Genomic DNA, 18,880 nt, shown 5'->3' on the forward strand with positions numbered 1-18,880 from the left:
TATAAGCATGTCCAATCTAGAGCAAGTAAAAGAAAGGCTGAAAAGCGCATTAAATAAAGTTAATAATAAGCTTATCGAGGCGCAGAAAGCCATTCAAAATCAACATCAATTAGAAACTGAAAATAATGAATTAAAAGCAAACTTGGCTCTTATGCAAAAAGAGATTTCAGAACTCAAACATAAAATAAGGAGCATGGGGATCGAGCAGGAGCAAAAATCTTTGAGTAAACAAGCTGAAATATCTCCTCTGGAAATTAAGACTCCTAGTACCAGGATAAGAAAATCTATTGACGGAAATAAGGTAGATGAAAGCGAAGAGATTAACTCCAAGGTTTCGCTCAATGAATTAAAAGGTTTAGTAGGGAATAAGAAATGGGAATAGTTAATTTAAAATTTCGTAATCATAATATTCAATTTGAATGTGATAATGAGGAAAGAGTAACAACTTTATCTGAAAGACTAAAGGAAAAAATTGAAAGTTTTTCAAATATTAAAGGAGCGACCGATACAAAGTTGATGTTTTTGGTGGCTTTAATGCTTGAAGATGAAGTTGATAATTTGAGCAAAGAACTGGAGCAAACCAAGGTTCAACTTGATGAGGAGTCTGAAAGTAATAACGATATTCTTTGCGACACATTAAATTATGTGGCGGAATACTTAGAAAATATTGCAGAGAGATAATAAAAGTAGTAGAATATGTTTAAGGATAGGCTGAGTGGTTCGTCGATGGGGCTAATTTCCTCCGGGGCCGATAAGTAGCTACATTGGGAGCCGTCCCTGACATTTAACCCGGCGCGGTGATGTTAAATGGCGCCCACCTTAATATAAAGGGCCTGTAGCGGGAAGCTTACCAACGGCCAAGTCAGTTTATCCTTTTACTATAATAATTATGGCTTCCTATAACCTAGAATTTACTCTTTTATTTTCCATTGATTTTACCTTCCGTTAACTCAGCTTTCTTATTTAAGTTTTTAGTAAAATTCCCAATTGATTCCCGTAATCCTTCTTTAGTTACTCCTTGTTCTTTACTCAAATCTTCTGTGAATATAGGGAGTATTATTTTTTTAATCTCTTCAACTGCTTTTTGTAATTGTAAATCTTTTATCTCCATACCTACTAAGTTCTGAAACTTATAAGCATTTTGTTTCACACCAAAAAATTTTTTTAACATGTTAGAGTTATTATCTACAGTATCTTTCTCTATTTGAGTCTGTACTGAATGTATTTTAGTAAGTAATTCCGGTGGGATATTCTCAATAATTTTCTCTACTTGTAAGGCTTGCCGCTCTTCAACTGAATTCAACATTTTAGATACTTTGTGGAGGAAAAAAGATATTTTACTGTTACTATTGCTCATTAGCAACTGGTAGAAAGAGCTATCTTTGTTTATTATCGCTGTAACTCCAGTCTCCTCTACCACACTATGATATTGCTGCTTCAAAGCTTCTATACCTTTATCTATTTCTTTTGTAAGCATATCTTTTTTTAAATCCCGATTACTTAATGCATTTTCATCCTTATAAGCTTGCTTCAGGTCAAGTAATTCACAGCTATCCTTAGATATTTTAGCTAAAATATTTTGAAATTCTTGCCTCATTACTTTCCTTTTTTCCGCTTGCTCCTCAAATAATAAATGGGAAGCAATTTTACTATATAATACATTATGCAAAGCCTCTGTTAAAGCATCAATTTTTTCCGGTTCTATTGAGGTTCCAGGTAATGATTCTTGTAATAATTTTTGTAGTGCTTCCGGTGTAACAAATTCCTCAATATCACTTCTACTCATACTAAGCCCTATAGGTAGGCTTATGTTATAATCAATACTTATATTGGAAGGAATTTGCATTTCTTTAAATTTATTTCTTAATACATTCTCTGTATCTTTATATTCTATATTTATTTTATGTGCTTTCGCCGCTTCAGCCCCTAAATTATCAGCAAAATAATCTATTTGGAAATAGAAGCCGAATGCTTGGTTTAGATCATTAAATTGCTTGATAAGAGCTCGACATTTAATTCCTCTTTCTCGATATCTATCACGTATCTCTCTAGTCTGAGCATCATATTCTTCCCTTTTCATAAAAGTTCATTAATATATTATATATTAATAATCAGTTTATTAAAAAAAGCTTAATATTTGGTTAATCAACTTATTACTTATTATTAAAATCATAATTTAGGTTTTATATAATATGGTAAGAGCTTTATATTTTTACCCCTCTATCAAAGTGAGCTTTACAAAAGATTAGGCCATATGTATTTTACACAAGGCAGCAGCTGCGGATGCAACCTATTGCGAGGCAATTTTAACAGTTCTTCTCTCTATCTACAAAAAAACCGCTTTCAATTTCATCTTTATTAAGCGACATCTTTTTCTGCAAATTTATTTGATATAAAAATATTCTTCTAGGATGTCCGTCATCAAATATGAATTCAGCTATTATTTCTGGCTCAGATTCTAAACCCAATTCTTCCTTCAATTCTCTTTTTGCTGCATCAAGAAGCACTTCTCCGGCGTCAACGTGCCCGCCCCGCCGAAGCACAATAATATCCGGGCAGATATTTTACATTATCCGCCCGCTTTTAAATAAAAACTTTGTCCCCGTCTTTTGCTAAAATATGTACTATTCGATGCGGCAATAAGCCCTTATATACTTACGGGTAGCTCGGTATAAAACTTTACCTAAATGGCTAATTACATCTATTTGCATAACTCAGTATTTTTTTTTATTAACAGGTGTTAAGCTTTTACGGTTAACACCTAATATATTACTAAATCTAAGCAATTAATTCTTCATACCCGTTGGGCATAAAAAATGTATTATTACTAAAGTTTTCACAATAAATATGATACTCAGATAACTCTGCTTCTGCTTTAGGAGTGACATACTTATTATGAAATTCCACTAACCCGCTAAATGAGTCAATTAAATCTTGTTCGATCCCGGCAGCTTTTAATTCAGTATATCTAACAATAAGCTCTGTATGCTTCTCAAAATCATTATCCTGACTAAATTCAGAATATTGGACAGGCTCCCGATTAATATAATCAGCAATCCTTTCAAGAAAATGTATTTGAGTTGAACTTAAACCTAACTCATTTATCATATGCGGTAAAAAGGTTTCCATTGCCCATTTCTCCATTTCCTTTGTAGTTATTTCTTCTCTAAAAAAATTATTACTATAGATACATTGACCTTTTGGAGCAGAATATTCGAAATAAATATCCAATAAACTCTTTACTAAACTATCAGGCAAGACTTCATCTAAAGGAGCATTGTGTTCAAAGTTATAATTAAATAAGGAATTAATTAAGAACAAATCAATTATAGAATTTTGTTTGAAATATTCTGAATAATTTTCAGATAGCACGTAATCTTCCATAAATTGTGTATCGACCTTTAGAATTTCAGCCGCTTTATATATAGGCTTTTTCGCTTGATTTTCATAATCTTTTATACGTTTGTAAAATTCAAACAAAGGAATATACTCAGTAATATTTTCTAATATATAAAATACGTCTTTACTTTTTTCTTGAAAAACTTTTTCTTTATATTGATAAATATTCTCTAATTGAGCACGGTCAAAAGGCAGGGCATCATTTTTAAATAAATGATCATAATAATAGTGCCCTATCTCATGTATTATTACAGAATCAATAGGAAATATAGGATTATCCAAAAACTTTGTATCAATTTTTATAATATTTTGAGCTGAAGAATAGAAAGGAGTTGCCCCATTTTCAAAAATAAATTTAATTGAATCTCCCTTTGCAATTTGCATAGCTAAATATGATAGCATTTCTTTTGATATCGGATCTAAGTTAAATAAATTATTATAAATTTCTTTAAGTTTGGTTTGAGAGACCTCTTCACTATATGTTCTTGATAAAATAAGATCAATTGTATCAGCACAATATTCATTGCCGGATAATTTTAATAACGGTGCTTTACCGTCAAAATGATAATGAGCAAGATCTAAAGTTTCATACCCTTTAAAATTAGAAGCATCTATTTCTTTGAGTTTACAAATCTCCTCGAATTCTTCTTTATTAACTATATAAGAAAGTATTTGCAAATCCTGTATATTTAAAGCTGGCTTAGCTTTAATAAGTAATTTCAGTATATCAGATTTATCTTGTTTAATTTTCTCATAACTAAATTTAAAAGACTCCTCATGTTCTATACCGAAGCTAAGCACTTTTTCTAAATGCCAATCATGAATATCTTTTTTAGCAGCATCAAAATTGCAAATTATCTCTATAGCCTTTACATCTAACGCCTCTATTGCGCTATATATAAATAAATTAAAATCATTACTATTCTTAAGAATATATTCGAGCCCTTGATAATCTTTCTGTCTAATAGCTTCTTCTGCTAACTCATTTTTTACATTTTCTGAAAAATTTTTAAAAATTTGTGCAGGATATTGAGTAAGGTATTCTATATTACTTATAGGTTTTATATTTACAGATAACATAGCATCTCCGCTAATTTAATATATCAAATGAATATATTATTTTAAAATCATATATCAATCATTTTTGTATTAAATAAATGTAAATTACCTAATAATAGGTTATTTAGTGTATTCAACTATCTTTTACCCATAACGTTCGGCAGTTTCTGCCCACCGCCAATCGGAGTTACGGGCGGGGCAAGTTGGCTGAATAATTGGTTAGGGGTGATGCTTTGCACAAACCCTTGCATAGCGGAACATACCTTATAAATTAATAAACCAAAGAAAGGTGAAATCTGGTTTGCCTTTTGCCATAAATCATCTTCAAATTTAAAAAGCCCAAACTCAGTATTATTACTTGCACCCGTACTTCCGCCGGTTCCCATTCCTCTTAAGGTGTTTGCAGTAAAATTCTGCATTGCAACATCATCTGACATTAGAAAAAACCCAAATTAACTTTGCTATTCATACTTTAATTATATATTTATTGTACTACATTATATATGTAACTACAATCTGATCAGTCATGTTTATCGAGCAATCAATTAAAAAAGGTATCGGTATAGTCTCGGAAGCAGCAAGAGCTATGCCTGCGGCACCGGGTATATATAAGATGATTAATATTGAGAGCGAGATTGTATATGTCGGTAAAGCCAAAAATTTACCCAAGCGGGTTATATCTTATACTAAAGTTGAAAACTTGCCAACCCGCCTTAAACGTATGATTGCCTCACTAAGCAGGATTGAATACTTAACCACCAACACCGAAGCCGAAGCATTACTTTTGGAAGCTAACCTTATAAAATCATTAAAACCAAAGTTTAATATTGCTTTAAAAGATGATAAATCTTTCCCCTATATAGTTATAGAAGATAAACATGACTATCCTAGAATTGCTAAATTCCGAGGGACAAAGAAAGAAAATTATACTTATTTCGGACCTTTCGCCCAAGCCAGGAACGTAAATGAAACCATAGTCGAACTGCAAAAACTATTCGGAATCAGGCCATGTACTGATAGTTACTTTGCGTCACGAAAAAGGCCTTGCCTACAGTATCAGATTAAGCGCTGTACAGGTCCTTGCGCTAATAAGATATCCAAAGAAGATTATCAAAAGATAGTAAAGCAGACCAAAGACTTTTTAGCCGGTAAAAATTCAGAGATTCAAACTAAGCTGATCAGTGAAATGGAAATAGCCAGCGAAAAGCTTGATTATGAGAAGGCAGCAGAGCTAAGAGATAGAATAAGGCTACTAAGCCAAACTCAAGCTAAAAATAAATTTAAAACCGATAGCATTTCCGATGCGGATTTAATCGCGCTCCACAGAGATGATACGGGCTGTGCCGTTCAGGTTATGTTTATCAGAAACGGCACTAACTATGGAGATAAAGTGTATTTTCCGATTCATACTGAGGAGCTAAGCGATGGAGAAATCATTGAGCTTTTTATAGGTCAGATATACCAAAAGACTCCTCCCGCAAAAAATATTTTAACAACTACCGAGCTTTCCTCAAGGGAAGCATTGGAACAAGCATTAAAATCCTTATGGGATATAAAAACTAAAATAATTATTGCAAAAAAAGAAGAGCACAAGCACCTAATGGAGATTGTATTACTTAATGCCAAAGAGGCATTAAGTAGAATTAATAAACAAAAAGCAAAACAATTATCTACTCTTGAAAATGTGGCTAAGTTATTTGAGTTACCGAAAACACCGAAACGCATTGAAGTCTATGACAACAGCCACATTCAAGGAACTAATGCTATCGGTTGCATGATTGTAGCAGGCACCGAAGGATTTATGAAAAATCAATATAGAAGATTCTTGATTAAAAGTTTAAACGGAATAGGTGAAGGTGATGATTACCAGATGCTGAGAGAAGTTTTAGAACGAAGATTTAAAAGACTTATGCCTGATAATTATCCTGATTTAATACTAATCGATGGAGGCAAAGGTCATTTGAGCGTTGCAAAAGAGATGTTTGAGAAATTTAATATTAGTGATATAGAATTAGTCTGCATTTCAAAAGGAGCTGATCGAAATGCAGGTAGAGAGTTTTTCCATACACTCGATAAAAAACCTTTTCAGTTGGATAGGAATGATCCTACGCTACATTACTTACAACTGATAAGAGATGAAGTGCATAGATTTGCAATTGAATCCCATCGCAAGCGCCGAATTAAAGATAGTACTAAATCCGGGGTCGATGAAATTCCACAGATCGGCGCAAAACGTAAGAAGCTGCTATTAAGCCACTTTGGTTCTTTAGAAAGATTAAAGGAAGCGAATTTTGAAGATATTACTCGAATAGGAGGTATAAGCAAAAAGATTGCAAAGATAATTTACAACTATTTACACAACGAGCAATAGTTAGTAAACTAGCCTCATAATTAACCAGTCCCCTGCTAGGTTTTATGTTAAAAGAACTACCTAACTTTCTGACCGTTCTGAGAATTCTATTGATTCCCGTGTTGGTATTATCTTTTTATCTGGAAGGTAAGCTTTCTCATTATATAGCAGCTTCTATTTTTATATTTGCAAGTATTACTGATTTCTTTGACGGTTACTTAGCCAGAGTGTTAAAAGCTCAATCTAATTTCGGAAAAATGCTCGACCCTATAGCCGATAAGTTATTAGTTGCCTCAACTCTTATGATGCTGGTTCATTTCGGCCATGCACCTGTAATTCCTACCATCGCTATTTTATGCAGAGAAATATTGGTTTCCGGCTTGAGGGAATATCTTGCCGAATTTAAAGTCAGTATTCCCGTTTCGAAATTAGGTAAAGTTAAAACCGCAGTTCAGATGGCGGCAATCATAATATTGCTGTTAGGTAATAAAGTCTTACCAATACCTTATTTAGACCGTATCGGCGAAATAGCACTATGGGTGGCAGCAGTTTTAACTTTAATTACCGGGTATGCATATTGGAAGGAGAGATTTAAATATATTTAAACCGTTTCCTATTATCACAAGCTTAGGCTTATATTTTTATTATTACTTTCACTATATCTGTCTTGATGAGATTTTGTAATCTCTATACCTAATCCTTTATTTAGTTGATCTTTTACAGCATTTTCTAATTGTTCATTAAAAGCTTCTTCAGGTAAATATATACCGCCGCTAACCAGACCTGCCCCTGTATATTTGCTGGCATCATAAAATATCTTACTTAATCCCGTAGCATTTCCCTTACCCCAACTATTAAATATAACTTCTCCAACAATTTTTTCCGACTTACTACTAAGCTTCAGCTCTCCTTCCTTAGTTTCTATCAGATTTTCAACATTTATAGATTGTCCTGATAATTCTTTTATAACTTCTTTCATCATTAATCTTATGTTATAGCCGTCTACTCCTCGGTTTTCCCCCTCTCCGAAAAGGTTTTGCGTAATTTTATCCGCTATCATATCAGACACTATGATCAACTCTATAACTTTCGGGTTATCAAGATTTCGGTATATCTCGCTTGCAAGCAAGTTTATGTTTTCCTTGTAGTCCGCCACATGATATATATAGTCGGGATCAAGTTCAAAATTAACATCAATCTCTTCATGCTCGAATTTTTGAATCAAGTATTCCCCTAAGCTCTTATTATGAGGCAGCATATTTTTCTTTAAGCCTTCCATCAGGTTTGCTTTTATTACGTCCGATATTGACTTTTCATCCGGTAATTCCGCCTCACTTAAGTCTACATCAGCTAATGAAATACCTCTCAAATCAATACCTGAAAAATCACCGATTAATTTTGCTCCACCTAGATTCAAATCTCCACCGAGCTTTAAAGATTCTACCATCGTCTTTAGGGTAGCTGCATCAATTACCGCGCCTTTAAAGCTGACATTTTCCAGAGTTGTGCCTTTAAAGGAAGTGTTAGTAAATTTACTATCGTTAAAGCTGGTATTAACTATTACCGATTTATCAAATGAGGTGTTAATAAAGTCTCTACCTGATAAGTCTCTGCCGTCAATGAGTATATCATCATATTTAACCTGCTGCTCCGGCTTTTTATCTTCTCCGGTCTGCTCAATTTTATTTTCCATAGCTTGGTCAAATTTTTTTTGTTTTTTAACACCTTCAATAGTATTTTCAATATCGGCCGCAATTTTATCTGCTACTTGGATTGCACCTTCAGCTATATTTACAACTAACTCACCGGCTTTTCTTCCTTTAATTACTTGTGGTATTCTTTCACTTCTTTCAAGTCGTTCAGTGACTAGATCGATAATATTATCTCTATTAACCTCAAACTGAGCTTTTAATTCTTCTCTTATACTCAGGTCATTTTTAATTATCTCACGTAGCACTCTTAAAGCTTTAATACTTTTTCCCTCTCCATAGGCATCAATTATTTCAACCAATTTATCTGAATGATTTAATAAATGCGGAACTAATTCATATAAGCTACCTTTTAATCCATAATCATTGAGTACTTCAACTTTGGGTAATACTTGATCTAATACGCCAACTATTATCTCACTTTTCTCTGCAAAATACTTCCTTACGTTTTCATCATTCTTTGTAATCTCCAGCAAATTCTTGGCAATTGATAAGTATTTTTGCTGATCAGTTATTTTATCGTCTTGATAAATATCTATTATCCCGATCAACTTACCTGAATGATTTAATAAATGTGGAACTAATTCATATAAGTTGCCTTTTAATCCATATTCATTGAGTACTTCAACTTTAGGTAATACTTGATCTAATACGCCAACTATTATCTCACTTTTCTCTGCAAAATACTTCCTTACGTTTTCATCATTCTTTGTAATCTCCAGCAAATTCTTGGCAATTGATAAGTATTTTTGCTGATCAGTTATTTTATCGTCTTGATAAATATCTATTATCCCGATCAACTTACCTGAATGATTTAATAAATGTGGAACTAATTCATATAAGCTACCTTTTAACCCATATTCTTTAAGCTCTTCGGCATTTTGGAATACCTTATCTAAAACTTTTGCAATAAGCTCACTATTTTTAGTCAGATAATCTTTGATTTCCTTATTTTCATTTACTAGGGATGCAAGATTTGCTGACATATCAACAAATCTTCCTTCCACAAAATCATTAAAAACATTTTGTAGAACTTCCGGTTTATCAACAAGGCTTGGAAGTATTTCAACAAATGGAAAAATATTAGCAGCCAAGATACCAAATTGCTCTGCTTTTTTACTTATACTTTCCGACTCAAGCTTTAGTCCTTGTTCAACTTCTTTTTTATCCTGCTCTAATATCCCGACAATTAAATTTGTAAATAACCCATCTTGAGCTTGTTTTTTGATTAATTCTTTTAAAGACGTTTCCTTATGATCCACCATGCCGACCATATTAGGATCATTTAATAACTCTAGAACTTTTTTGGATAAAACTATATAATTATTGTTATTTATAGCATATACTATGGTTTGAGCTTCCTGCGGTTTAGTTAAAACTATATTTAAAATATCGAGAATCCGGCTCTCAAACTTATAGTTTTTAGTTGTGCTCTTCAAAATTTCATTTTCTTCAATAAGTTTTTTAGCAAATCTTGGAACTAAAGTAGGATTTTTACTTATAAAATTTTTAAGTTCAGGATTAGTGGTTGCTAAGTCCAACACTTTCTCAACCCAAACGAATAAGTTACCTTCTACTAAATTTTTTGTAATACTTTGTATCTTATTAGATTTACTAATGCTTATTTCTCTTAGTAAAGGAGTTAATTCTCTTATTTCACTTGAAGTAATGTAATTATTTTGCTCTAAATATTTACCGATATGAGGAATAAACCTTTTATTGCTAAGATCTTTGGTAAAATTAGTAAAACTTTCCTTTTCAATTAATCCGCTTAGAAAATCCGGATCCTGGGCTATCTCAGATGATAGCGCGAGTTTAATTAGATTAAAAGCATGTATCGGGTGAAGTATAGCAAAAGAAAGACTTTTAAAAATTAATCCGAAACTGATTGCCGGTGCTTTCTTTGCTTTTTCCTCAGGAAGAAAAGCTTTTATCGCACTTTCGAGTAATCCGTCATTCTTACCCTCTAAAAAATAATCAATAGCACTATAAATACCGCTCCATGCTTTTCTTTTCTCTTCTAATTCAATATTTATTTCATTCAACGGCTCTAAATTAGCATCTCTCATTTTAAAACATTCCTTTATCTCTCTTATAAATAAAGTTTAGCAATAATAAGTTAATGAAAGGTTAAGGGCTAAAACAGTAAGCAAAAAAAGTAATGAAAAAAGTGAGAAAAATCACTTCTACCCGCTTTTCTAAAAAATTATTTATATAAGCTTCTATTTTTCCTTAAATGCTTTATGGAAACTATCAAGGATCGGGCTTAACAAATATTGAAGGAAAGTCCTTTCACCCTTGATAATAAAAGTCTCGGCAGGCATACCAGGCTGCAGCTTTATATCATAATTAATACTTTCAATCGCTTCAGGCTTTATTTCAATTTTAGCAACATAGTAGAAGGGCGGTTGTTTGCTTCTATCTTCTACCGTATCAGCGGAAACATAGATCACTTCCCCGTCTATTCTTGGCACCAACCTGGTTTTATATGCGCTAAGCTGAACTTTAGCTTTTAATCCTTCGCGGATACTTTCAATATCTTTAGGATCTACCTGTGCCTCAACAATCAGCTTATCATCCTGAGGGATAATTTCTAAAATCGGAGCTCCTTGCCCTACAACCCCGCCGACAGTATGAAATTTAAGCCCGGTAACAATCCCTGCATTGGGAGCTTTGATTACAGTTCGCTCTAATATATCCTTATCCGCCTCGTATTGTTCTTTTAAATCCAATATTTTGGAATAAGTTTCTTTAAGCTCGTCATCCACTTCCTTTTGGTTTTCGTTTTCTAAGCTTATAATATGCAACTGGTTTTCTGAAATTGCTTCGTGAGCATTAGCAATATCAGCCTTGATTTGACCTACCCTACCCTCTAATTCCTGCACTCTTCTTCTTTGCTCCAATAGCTCAGTTTTTTTGGCATAACCTTTGTTAAATAAGGTTTCCAAGTTTTTATACTGCTCTTGAAGTATTTTATGCTGTGATTCATAAGATTTAAGCATAGCTTCGGATCCTTTTATCTGCTCCCTTTGCTCTACGATCTTCTGGTTATAAATATCTTTTTTACCGTGATATGCTTTCCGCTTGGATTCAAATAATGATTGCTGGTTTTTTATAATCTTTTCCACTTCGGGAACTTCCCTATCAAATATCGGGTCGCTAAAATCAATTTTTTCTTCATCAAATTTTTCTGCGAGCAACCTCTGTTCAATAGCTTTAGTGGCACGTAGCCTGCTTAAGCTGATTTGTAACCTCGCTTTATCGGAAGTATCATTTAAAATTACAAGCGGCTGGTTTTCCTTAACTACTTCTCCGTCTTTTACCAAAATGGCTTGAATAATTCCACCTTCCTTATGCTGAATGGTTTTACGATTACCGCTTAAAACAATATGGCCGGGTGCAATAACTGCGCTATCAAGAGGTGCAAGGCTCCCCCAAACTATAAAAAAGCCGAAAGCAACTCCGATTACCATAAAAGTAAATTTTATAGGCTTATATATTTGTTTTTTCAGATCAAGAGAATGCTGCATGATATACTTAGCTTCCTCAGGAGTTGCCCCTTTCATGAAGCTGTTAATCTCTTCATAAAGTTTTTTAGCTGCCGGGACAAAACCTTTAAAGCTAATTAATTTTGATATAATATTTTTACGCATTGCCGTGCCCCGGTACATTTTTCAGTTGATTCATTTGGCTTGCCTGATTCATTTGATCCATCACCTCCTTCTTACTTCCGAATGTAGCAATCACCCCATCTTTAAGGATCATGATCTTATCCGCCACATTAAGTATAGAAGTTCTGTGTGAAATAATTATGCAAGTAATATTTCGATCTTTTGCCACATCAATTGCAGTTGCAAGTGCAGCTTCACCTACACTGTCAAGGTTTGAATTCGGTTCATCAAGAAGCAGGATTTTAGGATTACCGTAAAAAGCTCTTGCTAATGCAATCCTTTGACGTTGCCCGCCTGAAAGCATAGAACCGTCAAACCCGATCTCGGTATCATACCCTTTCGGTAGCCTTAAGATCATTTCATGCACTCCGGTGATTTGCGCAGCCATCACCACTTCTTCAGGATCAGCATTCGGATCCATTCTTGCAATATTCTCTTTAATGGTTCCGGCAAAAAGCTCTACATCCTGCGGAAGGTATCCGATATATTTACCCAGCTCCTCACGCTTCCAATCTTTTAGGCTTGCATCATCCACTCTCACCGTACCGATTGATGGATTCAACGCTCCTGCAAGCAATTTCGCTAGCGTAGTTTTACCTGAAGCACTCGGTCCTATTATAGCTAAGGTCTCCCCGGCTTTTAAAGAAAAAGTTATCCCTTTTACGATATGTCTTTGCACATTAGGTGGGTTATAAAATAAATTTTCAACATCAATCCTGCCCTCCGGCTCCGGTAAAGACATTTTTTCCTCATGCTTCTCAACCAGTTCATAAGCGGCATTTAATCTATCATATGCTTTTCTGCAATTAACAAAACCTTTCCAGGAATTAATCGCTCCTTCAAATGGAGCAAGCGCTCTTCCTACAAGTGAAGAACTCGCAATAATCGCACCCGAAGACATTTCGTGCTTAATTACAAGATAAGCCCCGAAGCCCGTTACCAGAATTTGTATAACAAGCCTGATGAACTTGGTCATCTCAGTCAGGACGGAATATCTTTTGGTAAACAGAGAATGCGTAGTTTGTATTTTTCCGTTTAGTTTCTGCCAGCTTTGAATAATATTCGGCAACAACCCCATCACTTCAATAACTTCAGCATTTCTGGTTGCTTGATCGACTTGCCTTCTGCTTTTTATATTTTCATCATTCATTGAATCAAGCAAAGGTTTAGTCAACTTATCCGATAATATAGCGAACCCGACTAATAATGCGCCCCCGATAACCGATAAGAAGCCCATCCACGGATGGATTATAAAGAGTACTATAATAAATATTATTGCCCACGGGGTATCTAACACGGTAAGTAGTCCTGGGCTGGTTAAGAAATTTTTAATGGTTTGCAGATCGGTTAATTGTTGGCTCCCTATGTTTACTTTCGATTCAAGTGACATTTTCACACTACCCGTGAACACCTTCTCGGAAAGTTGCCTTTCTATCCAATTACCCATTTGAGTCATGGCGAACGATCTTCCCGCCTGAAGCATAGCAAGCAACAAAAGCGCAAGCATAATAACTAGAGTCAGCATAACCAGCGTATCCACGTTACCGCTTGAAATCACCCTATCTAACACCTGCATCGAATAAATCGGAGTTGAAAGCATAAGTAAATTTATTATGCACCCGAAGAGCAATGCATACTTAAACATTATCTTACACGCAAAAAGCGTCTCTTTTATCGGGGTGATATTCTCTTTTCTTTTCATAAAACCTGAACTTTTTTAGTATAATATACAATCAACCATTCTTTAACTCTAGCAGGAAATTATTAACAATTCATTAACAACTTATGTATCCTTATGTATTCTTAGCATTATTTTAAAAATAATATTATTATTTGCATTTAATTTATTTTATATTATAATTTGCTTTGTGAATTTTAACAATATTGAGGATTTATGAAAAAGATTCTAGGAATTGCTGCATTAGCTATTATGGCTAGTTCAACAGCATCTGCAGCAGACTACTACGCTTCTATCGGCGGTTTATACGGTAAGGGCGGCGTGAAGTCATCAAGTAAAGATTTTGGAGAATATAACTCTAGTAATTCTAAACCAAAAGGTTTTGATGTAGCAGTTGGCTCGCAAATCACTCCTGAAACTAGAGCTGAACTTGCTATTGGTTACCTTGTAAGTGATAAAAAAAGTAAAGCTTTTGAAAGCACTTCTTATAGAGGTGAAATTTTTGGTAAAGCACAAACAATATCTGTAATGTTAAATGGTTATTATGATTTTGCAAATTCTAGCGCATTTACTCCATATGTAATGGCTGGTGTGGGGTATGCTCATAATAAATTTAAAACTGGATTTGTTGGAAAAGATTTAAAAAATGGTGGGAAAGTTATCAATACACCTTACAATAAATCTAAAGGTAGTTTTGCTTATCAAGTTGGCTTAGGTATAGATGCTAAAGTAGCTGATAATGTCAAACTTGGTATTGGTTACAGATTTAAAGATACTGGACTTAATTCAGTTAAAAAAGATGGAAACAAAATCAAAGTTAAGCACTCTCACTTAGCATTAGCTCATGTTAGATTTGAGTTTTAATTAATTTAAAGCTTAAGTAGAATATACTACTAAAAAAGCTTACTTCCATAACGGCGGTAGGCTTTTTTTTATTGCTTATCTGTAAGCAACTAATAAAGCTATATTGCTGATAAATTTAAATTTAATTAATAATAAGCACTATATTATCTCAATTCTTAACAAAACATTCCTTGTTATTTAATAAAATATAATTATTTTCATTTTTATTAAAATTAAAATGTGGAGATAATATGCTTAAACTAACCGAAAACCAGAAAAAGTTGGTAAATGAATTTAATAAGGAATTAAAATCCCACCTCGGGTGTCCTTTTGTCCCCTCTCCTCTTCCTCCCTACTACCATTTTCACAAAACCCTTTTTTATAATAAATTAAAAAGTGATTTAATTTTAAAAGGATTAACTCAAGACTTTTATAATAATAATAATCAAAATTTTATAGACTTTTCCACCCCTGAAGAGGAACATAACATAGCTTTAAAGCTTGCTTTATACAAAGCCCCGAAGGATTTTAACCGGTTTAGCGATCAAGATATAAAAGATTATTTCTTATTATATAAGGACACATTTAAAGATACTAACCTAATTGAGAAAACAATAAGGTCAGGTGTGGATAATCTAATACCTGATGGAGGAAGAAAATTCTTTATTCAAGCTGCGAAAGATGTTGCTGATCAACAGGGCTTTTTTCAAGGAGATAAAATCGATATTGATCTTCTTAAAAAAATTAACTTTGCTAATCGGGATCCAAACTTATACTCCGAAATTTTTAGTTCATTAGATTATAATATGTTAACCCCGGATGCTTGGGAATACACTAAACTGACTGCAGACATATTAAACTTTAAAGAAAGTGACAAGATAAAACAAAGAATAGATGAACAGATTAGAGGTGCTAAAGAAGCTGAAGAAAAACGAAATAAACACCATGAAGAATTAAAAGAAAATTTTGCCAAGCAAGGGCTCGATATAGATAAAATTTTAAGAAATTCCGCTGAACAAAATGCAAGAACTAAGGATATTAATGATAACCTAGATAAAGCATATGCTAATGCAGAAGAATTGAAACTTAGGGAAGAAGAGATTTTATTTTATGCTGAATTAAATAATAAAATCCAAGCGGAAATGTTGCAAAAAATGGCTGCACAAGCCAAGCAGGAGGAAATTAAATCTTATTTTAATGCGGCAAATGATGTAGGGAATTTATTAATTCAGCTTGGTCAGGTGACAGGCTCAAAAGATTTACAGAAATTCGGAGCTTTAACCGTGGCTTCAACTCAAGCCTTCTATGCAGCCTGCCAAATCACCGGGTCTTTCGGCGTGACCGCAGTAAGCGGTATCGCGATGATTAATCCGACAACAGCAATGATTTCAGGCGCTCTTGCGATTATAAGTATATTCTCCTCCAGTGATGAAGAGAATAATGCCATGGCTGAAATGTTTGATCAGTTGTTTAGCGCGCTTAATACAATCCATAAAGAAATGCATGAGCAGTTCGATTTAGTGCATAGGGAGTTATTCCAAGTATTCGAAGCAGTGCATGAGTCAATTAAACGCAACGAATATAACTTTATTAAAGTTTCTGATAAATTAGAAGCAATTGCAAGATTCCAGGAGTTTAGCCACAAAGAGATTGTTGATGCCGTGCATACTAACCTGTTAAGTGAGATAAGCAAAGCAATCTATATGATCAAAAACAATAAAATGTCAGAGAAGTTGGATGATAAGTTGAAACACCTGGAAAATTTGGATTTCGCTAATAACCACTTGGCGTTTGATAATGTGCTGAATAATCCCGATAAAAACCCGGAGTATTTATTTATTGATAAATCAATTGAGCAGCAGCTGGAAGCAAGGCCACTCGAGCAAAACGTCGGGTTTTTGGTGGGTTACGCCAATAAAACATTAGGTGTTAAAGATTTGCCTATGCCTAAAGCAATGCCAAACCCGGCTTTGTTCTATTCAATCAGCAGCGTGCTGCCGCGTTTTTTACTGGATATAGTTAACCAAGATACTGAGAAAGTAGCCTTATTACTTAAAACTCTAGAGCCGACCATTGCAACTAATGATAAAGTGATCAATGCAATTAAAGCAATGAAGCAGCAAAACATAGTGGGTGAAATGCTTAAAGTTTATAATGCCGAGCTCAATAGTTTCGGTGCTTATATAGCAAATGAAAATGAAGCATATAGCAAAGCACTCGGCTTGCCGAAGGCACTAAATCACACTTTACCGAGTGTCGCGCAAGCTTATAAGGATAATAAAATTGAGACTAATTCTCAGGTTTTAGATACTAAATATAGAGACGGCATACTTATTGAACAAAAAACTAGCTCAATATATGTAAATCCACATAGAGTATGTGTTGATGGCACATATATCATGGCTGAGAAATTTGGTTTAGGTAATAACAATATTGAATATTCGATAAAGTTTATGACATTTTTTTTAAGTTTTAAAAAGCTTATAGAAAACGAACTTAGCCTCTATAATTCTGCCAAAAAAACCTACACTGATAAAGCCACTAAAGCAGAAATCCCGCTAACCTGCCCTGCCGACCCAAGAGTAGTAAACGCTGTTGCAATCAAGTTACAAAGCTTACGAGGTGATTTTATTGATCGGCTCACTGCCGAAGCTGAGTTTAAAGAGCATATTTTGAAGCTTAAAACTTATGAAAAAATGGCTTTTTATTATTCTGCTTTAACCGGAGAGGCGATGGGTGTTGGTTATGCGCAGGCTTTTGAAAACTATTTAAGTAGTGCAAAAGTGATCCCGGCAAATGAAGTGTTAGTAATTAGCCCGGTTGAATACTTTACTCAAAAAGGCTTTTGGTTTGGGGATAACTCAACCATCACTTTAGCACTGAACAAATGGCAGGCAAGCAATAGCACTTATCTGGATTTCGCGATAGTATCCAACAATCACTTAACTACACCTCCGTTCTTTTAAACCAAGTTAAAGCATATAACGAAATGCCGAAAACTAATACTGCATCTAACTCTGTAGCAAAAGGAAGCAGCAAGGTATTAAAACACCTTAAAAATTATTTTGAAACAATTGTTGATGCAAAAGATGAATTGGTAATCGACTTTCCTAAAAGTAAACATAAGGAGTTTGGTAAGTTTATTAAATACTTTGATGCGGCTAAGGTTCAGGTTGATGAACTTAAAGCAGCTCCTGCTGTAAACCAGCTGGAAGATTTATATTGCAACATCTTCTGCACGGATAAAGTGCTGAAATTCAACGTTAAGTGGTATCGTAATGCGGCCTCCTCGGATGAAACCTTGTTAAACATCAGCAATGAGCTCAAAGACTTTACTGAAAAAGCAGTTATTTGCGATTGCTAGTATAATAAATAATATGGAACGCGCTTTATCTCTTATTATAGGGCACGCACTCATATAAAATATAAAAATAAATTTGCATTCAAAATACAGTTGAGTATAACTAACTATTAAATAACTAATATATAAATAAGAGCAATAATGAAAAAAATTTTCTTTTTGGGCTTAAGCTTGAGTCTTTTTGCCGCGCAAGCAAATGCTGATGATTTTTACCTCTCACTAAGCGGTGTAGTAGGGAAGAATAGAGATAAAATTACTAATTCTAAAAAAAGTGGTAGAATTTCAATTACCTCGGAAGGCGGGGAACTAGGGGTAGGTACCTATCTTACTCCTGATTTTAGGGGCGAACTTAGTCTCGGGTATTTAGTTGGTAAAAAGAATTATACCGACAAAGAGTATGGAATAGTTGAACATTTAAAATTAAAGCATGAATCATATTCCATATTACTAAACAGCTATTATGATTTTAACAATCATACAATGGCTGTACCCTATATAATGGCAGGATTAGGTTATGTAAATAATAAAATAAATGCTAAATATTCGGAATATATTTTTGCTAATACTTTAATAGATCAAGATAAAAATTCAGGTTCTAAAAAAAGTTTTGCTTGGCAGTTGGGTGCGGGAATTGATATGAAAGCAGCAAATGATATAAAAATCGGATTAGGCTATAGGTTTAGGGATACAGGAAGTTCTTCATTTAAACTTAAGGAAAATGCTATAACTGTAAAGCGTGAACCTTATCACTTACTTCTAGCCAACGTTAAAATGGATTTCTAATATTTAACTTTATCATACATAAAGTCG

15 protein-coding genes and 1 other RNA gene are annotated in these 18,880 nt (G+C 33.9%); 9 read left to right on the forward strand and 7 right to left on the reverse strand.

The annotated features are described in order from the left end of the window. Nucleotides 1–7 precede the first annotated feature (7 nt). The 3 genes from NF27_RS06465 to ssrS all read left to right on the forward strand — a co-directional run bounded on the left by NF27_RS06465 (nt 8) and on the right by ssrS (nt 873). The gene (locus tag NF27_RS06465) at nt 8–382 is read left to right on the forward strand and encodes a hypothetical protein (protein WP_039457198.1); all 375 of its coding nucleotides are present in this window, start codon (nt 8–10) and stop codon (nt 380–382) included. After that, entirely contained in the window at nt 373–681 is a 309-nt protein-coding gene (zapA, locus tag NF27_RS06470; protein ID WP_039457201.1) for a cell division protein ZapA, read from the forward strand. The genes NF27_RS06465 and zapA overlap by 10 nt, the downstream gene beginning before the upstream one ends. A gap of 24 nt (nt 682–705) precedes the next feature. Next, a non-coding RNA gene (gene ssrS, locus NF27_RS11610) (6S RNA) lies at nt 706–873 on the forward strand. Between the two features lie 46 nt (nt 874–919). Here ssrS and NF27_RS06475 read toward each other — a convergent pair. From NF27_RS06475 to NF27_RS06490, 4 genes are all read right to left on the reverse strand, one after another. Next, entirely contained in the window at nt 920–2,080 is a 1,161-nt protein-coding gene (locus tag NF27_RS06475; protein ID WP_039457204.1) for a hypothetical protein, read from the reverse strand. A gap of 226 nt (nt 2,081–2,306) precedes the next feature. Further along, nucleotides 2,307–2,543 (reverse strand): NUDIX domain-containing protein, encoded by a 237-nt coding sequence (locus NF27_RS11845; protein ID WP_053332645.1) that lies wholly within the window; start codon nt 2,541–2,543, stop codon nt 2,307–2,309. 235 nt (nt 2,544–2,778) lie between these two features. Beyond that, nucleotides 2,779–4,479, reverse strand: coding sequence for a hypothetical protein (locus NF27_RS06485; RefSeq protein ID WP_039457206.1), 1,701 nt, complete (start codon nt 4,477–4,479; stop codon nt 2,779–2,781). A gap of 116 nt (nt 4,480–4,595) precedes the next feature. Further along, nucleotides 4,596–4,895, reverse strand: coding sequence for a hypothetical protein (locus tag NF27_RS06490; RefSeq protein ID WP_039457208.1), 300 nt, complete (start codon nt 4,893–4,895; stop codon nt 4,596–4,598). 89 nt (nt 4,896–4,984) lie between these two features. Between NF27_RS06490 and uvrC the strand changes: the two genes are divergently transcribed. Further along, a complete protein-coding gene (gene uvrC, locus NF27_RS06495; protein ID WP_039457209.1) occupies nt 4,985–6,829 on the forward strand; it encodes an excinuclease ABC subunit UvrC in 1,845 nt (614 codons plus the stop codon). A 44-nt stretch (nt 6,830–6,873) separates the two neighbouring features. Further along, nucleotides 6,874–7,413 (forward strand): CDP-diacylglycerol--glycerol-3-phosphate 3-phosphatidyltransferase, encoded by a 540-nt coding sequence (pgsA, locus tag NF27_RS06500; protein WP_039457210.1) that lies wholly within the window; start codon nt 6,874–6,876, stop codon nt 7,411–7,413. Nucleotides 7,414–7,427: 14 nt separating this feature from the next. Here pgsA and NF27_RS06505 read toward each other — a convergent pair whose 3' ends face one another. From NF27_RS06505 to NF27_RS06515, 3 genes are all read right to left on the reverse strand, one after another. Then, complete coding sequence (locus NF27_RS06505) at nt 7,428–10,586, reverse strand: pentapeptide repeat-containing protein (RefSeq protein WP_039457212.1); 3,159 nt, start codon at nt 10,584–10,586, stop codon at nt 7,428–7,430. A gap of 153 nt (nt 10,587–10,739) precedes the next feature. After that, complete coding sequence (locus NF27_RS06510) at nt 10,740–12,170, reverse strand: HlyD family type I secretion periplasmic adaptor subunit (RefSeq protein ID WP_053332646.1); 1,431 nt, start codon at nt 12,168–12,170, stop codon at nt 10,740–10,742. Further along, nucleotides 12,163–13,890, reverse strand: coding sequence for a type I secretion system permease/ATPase (locus NF27_RS06515; RefSeq protein ID WP_053332647.1), 1,728 nt, complete (start codon nt 13,888–13,890; stop codon nt 12,163–12,165). Before NF27_RS06515 ends, NF27_RS06510 begins: the two co-directional genes overlap by 8 nt. 192 nt (nt 13,891–14,082) lie before the next feature. Here NF27_RS06515 and NF27_RS11250 point away from each other — a divergent pair, with 192 nt between their 5' ends. The 4 genes from NF27_RS11250 to NF27_RS06535 all read left to right on the forward strand — a co-directional run bounded on the left by NF27_RS11250 (nt 14,083) and on the right by NF27_RS06535 (nt 18,853). Beyond that, complete coding sequence (locus NF27_RS11250; RefSeq protein ID WP_053332648.1) at nt 14,083–14,730, forward strand: outer membrane protein; 648 nt, start codon at nt 14,083–14,085, stop codon at nt 14,728–14,730. Between the two features lie 230 nt (nt 14,731–14,960). After that, the gene (locus tag NF27_RS06525; protein ID WP_039457214.1) at nt 14,961–17,675 is read left to right on the forward strand and encodes a hypothetical protein; all 2,715 of its coding nucleotides are present in this window, start codon (nt 14,961–14,963) and stop codon (nt 17,673–17,675) included. Between the two features lie 23 nt (nt 17,676–17,698). After that, a complete protein-coding gene (locus tag NF27_RS06530; protein WP_039457215.1) occupies nt 17,699–18,073 on the forward strand; it encodes a hypothetical protein in 375 nt (124 codons plus the stop codon). Nucleotides 18,074–18,211: 138 nt separating this feature from the next. Continuing rightward, nucleotides 18,212–18,853, forward strand: coding sequence for an outer membrane protein (locus NF27_RS06535; protein ID WP_039457217.1), 642 nt, complete (start codon nt 18,212–18,214; stop codon nt 18,851–18,853). Nucleotides 18,854–18,880 lie beyond the last annotated feature (27 nt).

Origin of the sequence: Candidatus Jidaibacter acanthamoeba (assembly GCF_000815465.1) — a bacterium.
GTDB lineage: Bacteria > Pseudomonadota > Alphaproteobacteria > Rickettsiales > Midichloriaceae > Jidaibacter > Jidaibacter acanthamoebae.

Coding starts and splice junctions, on each gene's coding strand:
- NF27_RS06485 (WP_039457206.1), bottom strand. CDS start 4,479: ATGTTATCTGTAAATATAAAACCTATAAGTAATATAGAATACCTTACT.
- pgsA (WP_039457210.1), top strand. CDS start 6,874: ATGTTAAAAGAACTACCTAACTTTCTGACCGTTCTGAGAATTCTATTG.
- NF27_RS06465 (WP_039457198.1), top strand. CDS start 8: ATGTCCAATCTAGAGCAAGTAAAAGAAAGGCTGAAAAGCGCATTAAAT.
- uvrC (WP_039457209.1), top strand. CDS start 4,985: ATGTTTATCGAGCAATCAATTAAAAAAGGTATCGGTATAGTCTCGGAA.
- NF27_RS11250 (WP_053332648.1), top strand. CDS start 14,083: ATGAAAAAGATTCTAGGAATTGCTGCATTAGCTATTATGGCTAGTTCA.
- NF27_RS06525 (WP_039457214.1), top strand. CDS start 14,961: ATGCTTAAACTAACCGAAAACCAGAAAAAGTTGGTAAATGAATTTAAT.
- NF27_RS06475 (WP_039457204.1), bottom strand. CDS start 2,080: ATGAAAAGGGAAGAATATGATGCTCAGACTAGAGAGATACGTGATAGA.
- NF27_RS06530 (WP_039457215.1), top strand. CDS start 17,699: ATGCCGAAAACTAATACTGCATCTAACTCTGTAGCAAAAGGAAGCAGC.
- NF27_RS06535 (WP_039457217.1), top strand. CDS start 18,212: ATGAAAAAAATTTTCTTTTTGGGCTTAAGCTTGAGTCTTTTTGCCGCG.
- zapA (WP_039457201.1), top strand. CDS start 373: ATGGGAATAGTTAATTTAAAATTTCGTAATCATAATATTCAATTTGAA.
- NF27_RS06515 (WP_053332647.1), bottom strand. CDS start 13,890: ATGAAAAGAAAAGAGAATATCACCCCGATAAAAGAGACGCTTTTTGCG.
- NF27_RS06505 (WP_039457212.1), bottom strand. CDS start 10,586: ATGAGAGATGCTAATTTAGAGCCGTTGAATGAAATAAATATTGAATTA.
- NF27_RS06490 (WP_039457208.1), bottom strand. CDS start 4,895: ATGTCAGATGATGTTGCAATGCAGAATTTTACTGCAAACACCTTAAGA.
- NF27_RS06510 (WP_053332646.1), bottom strand. CDS start 12,170: ATGCGTAAAAATATTATATCAAAATTAATTAGCTTTAAAGGTTTTGTC.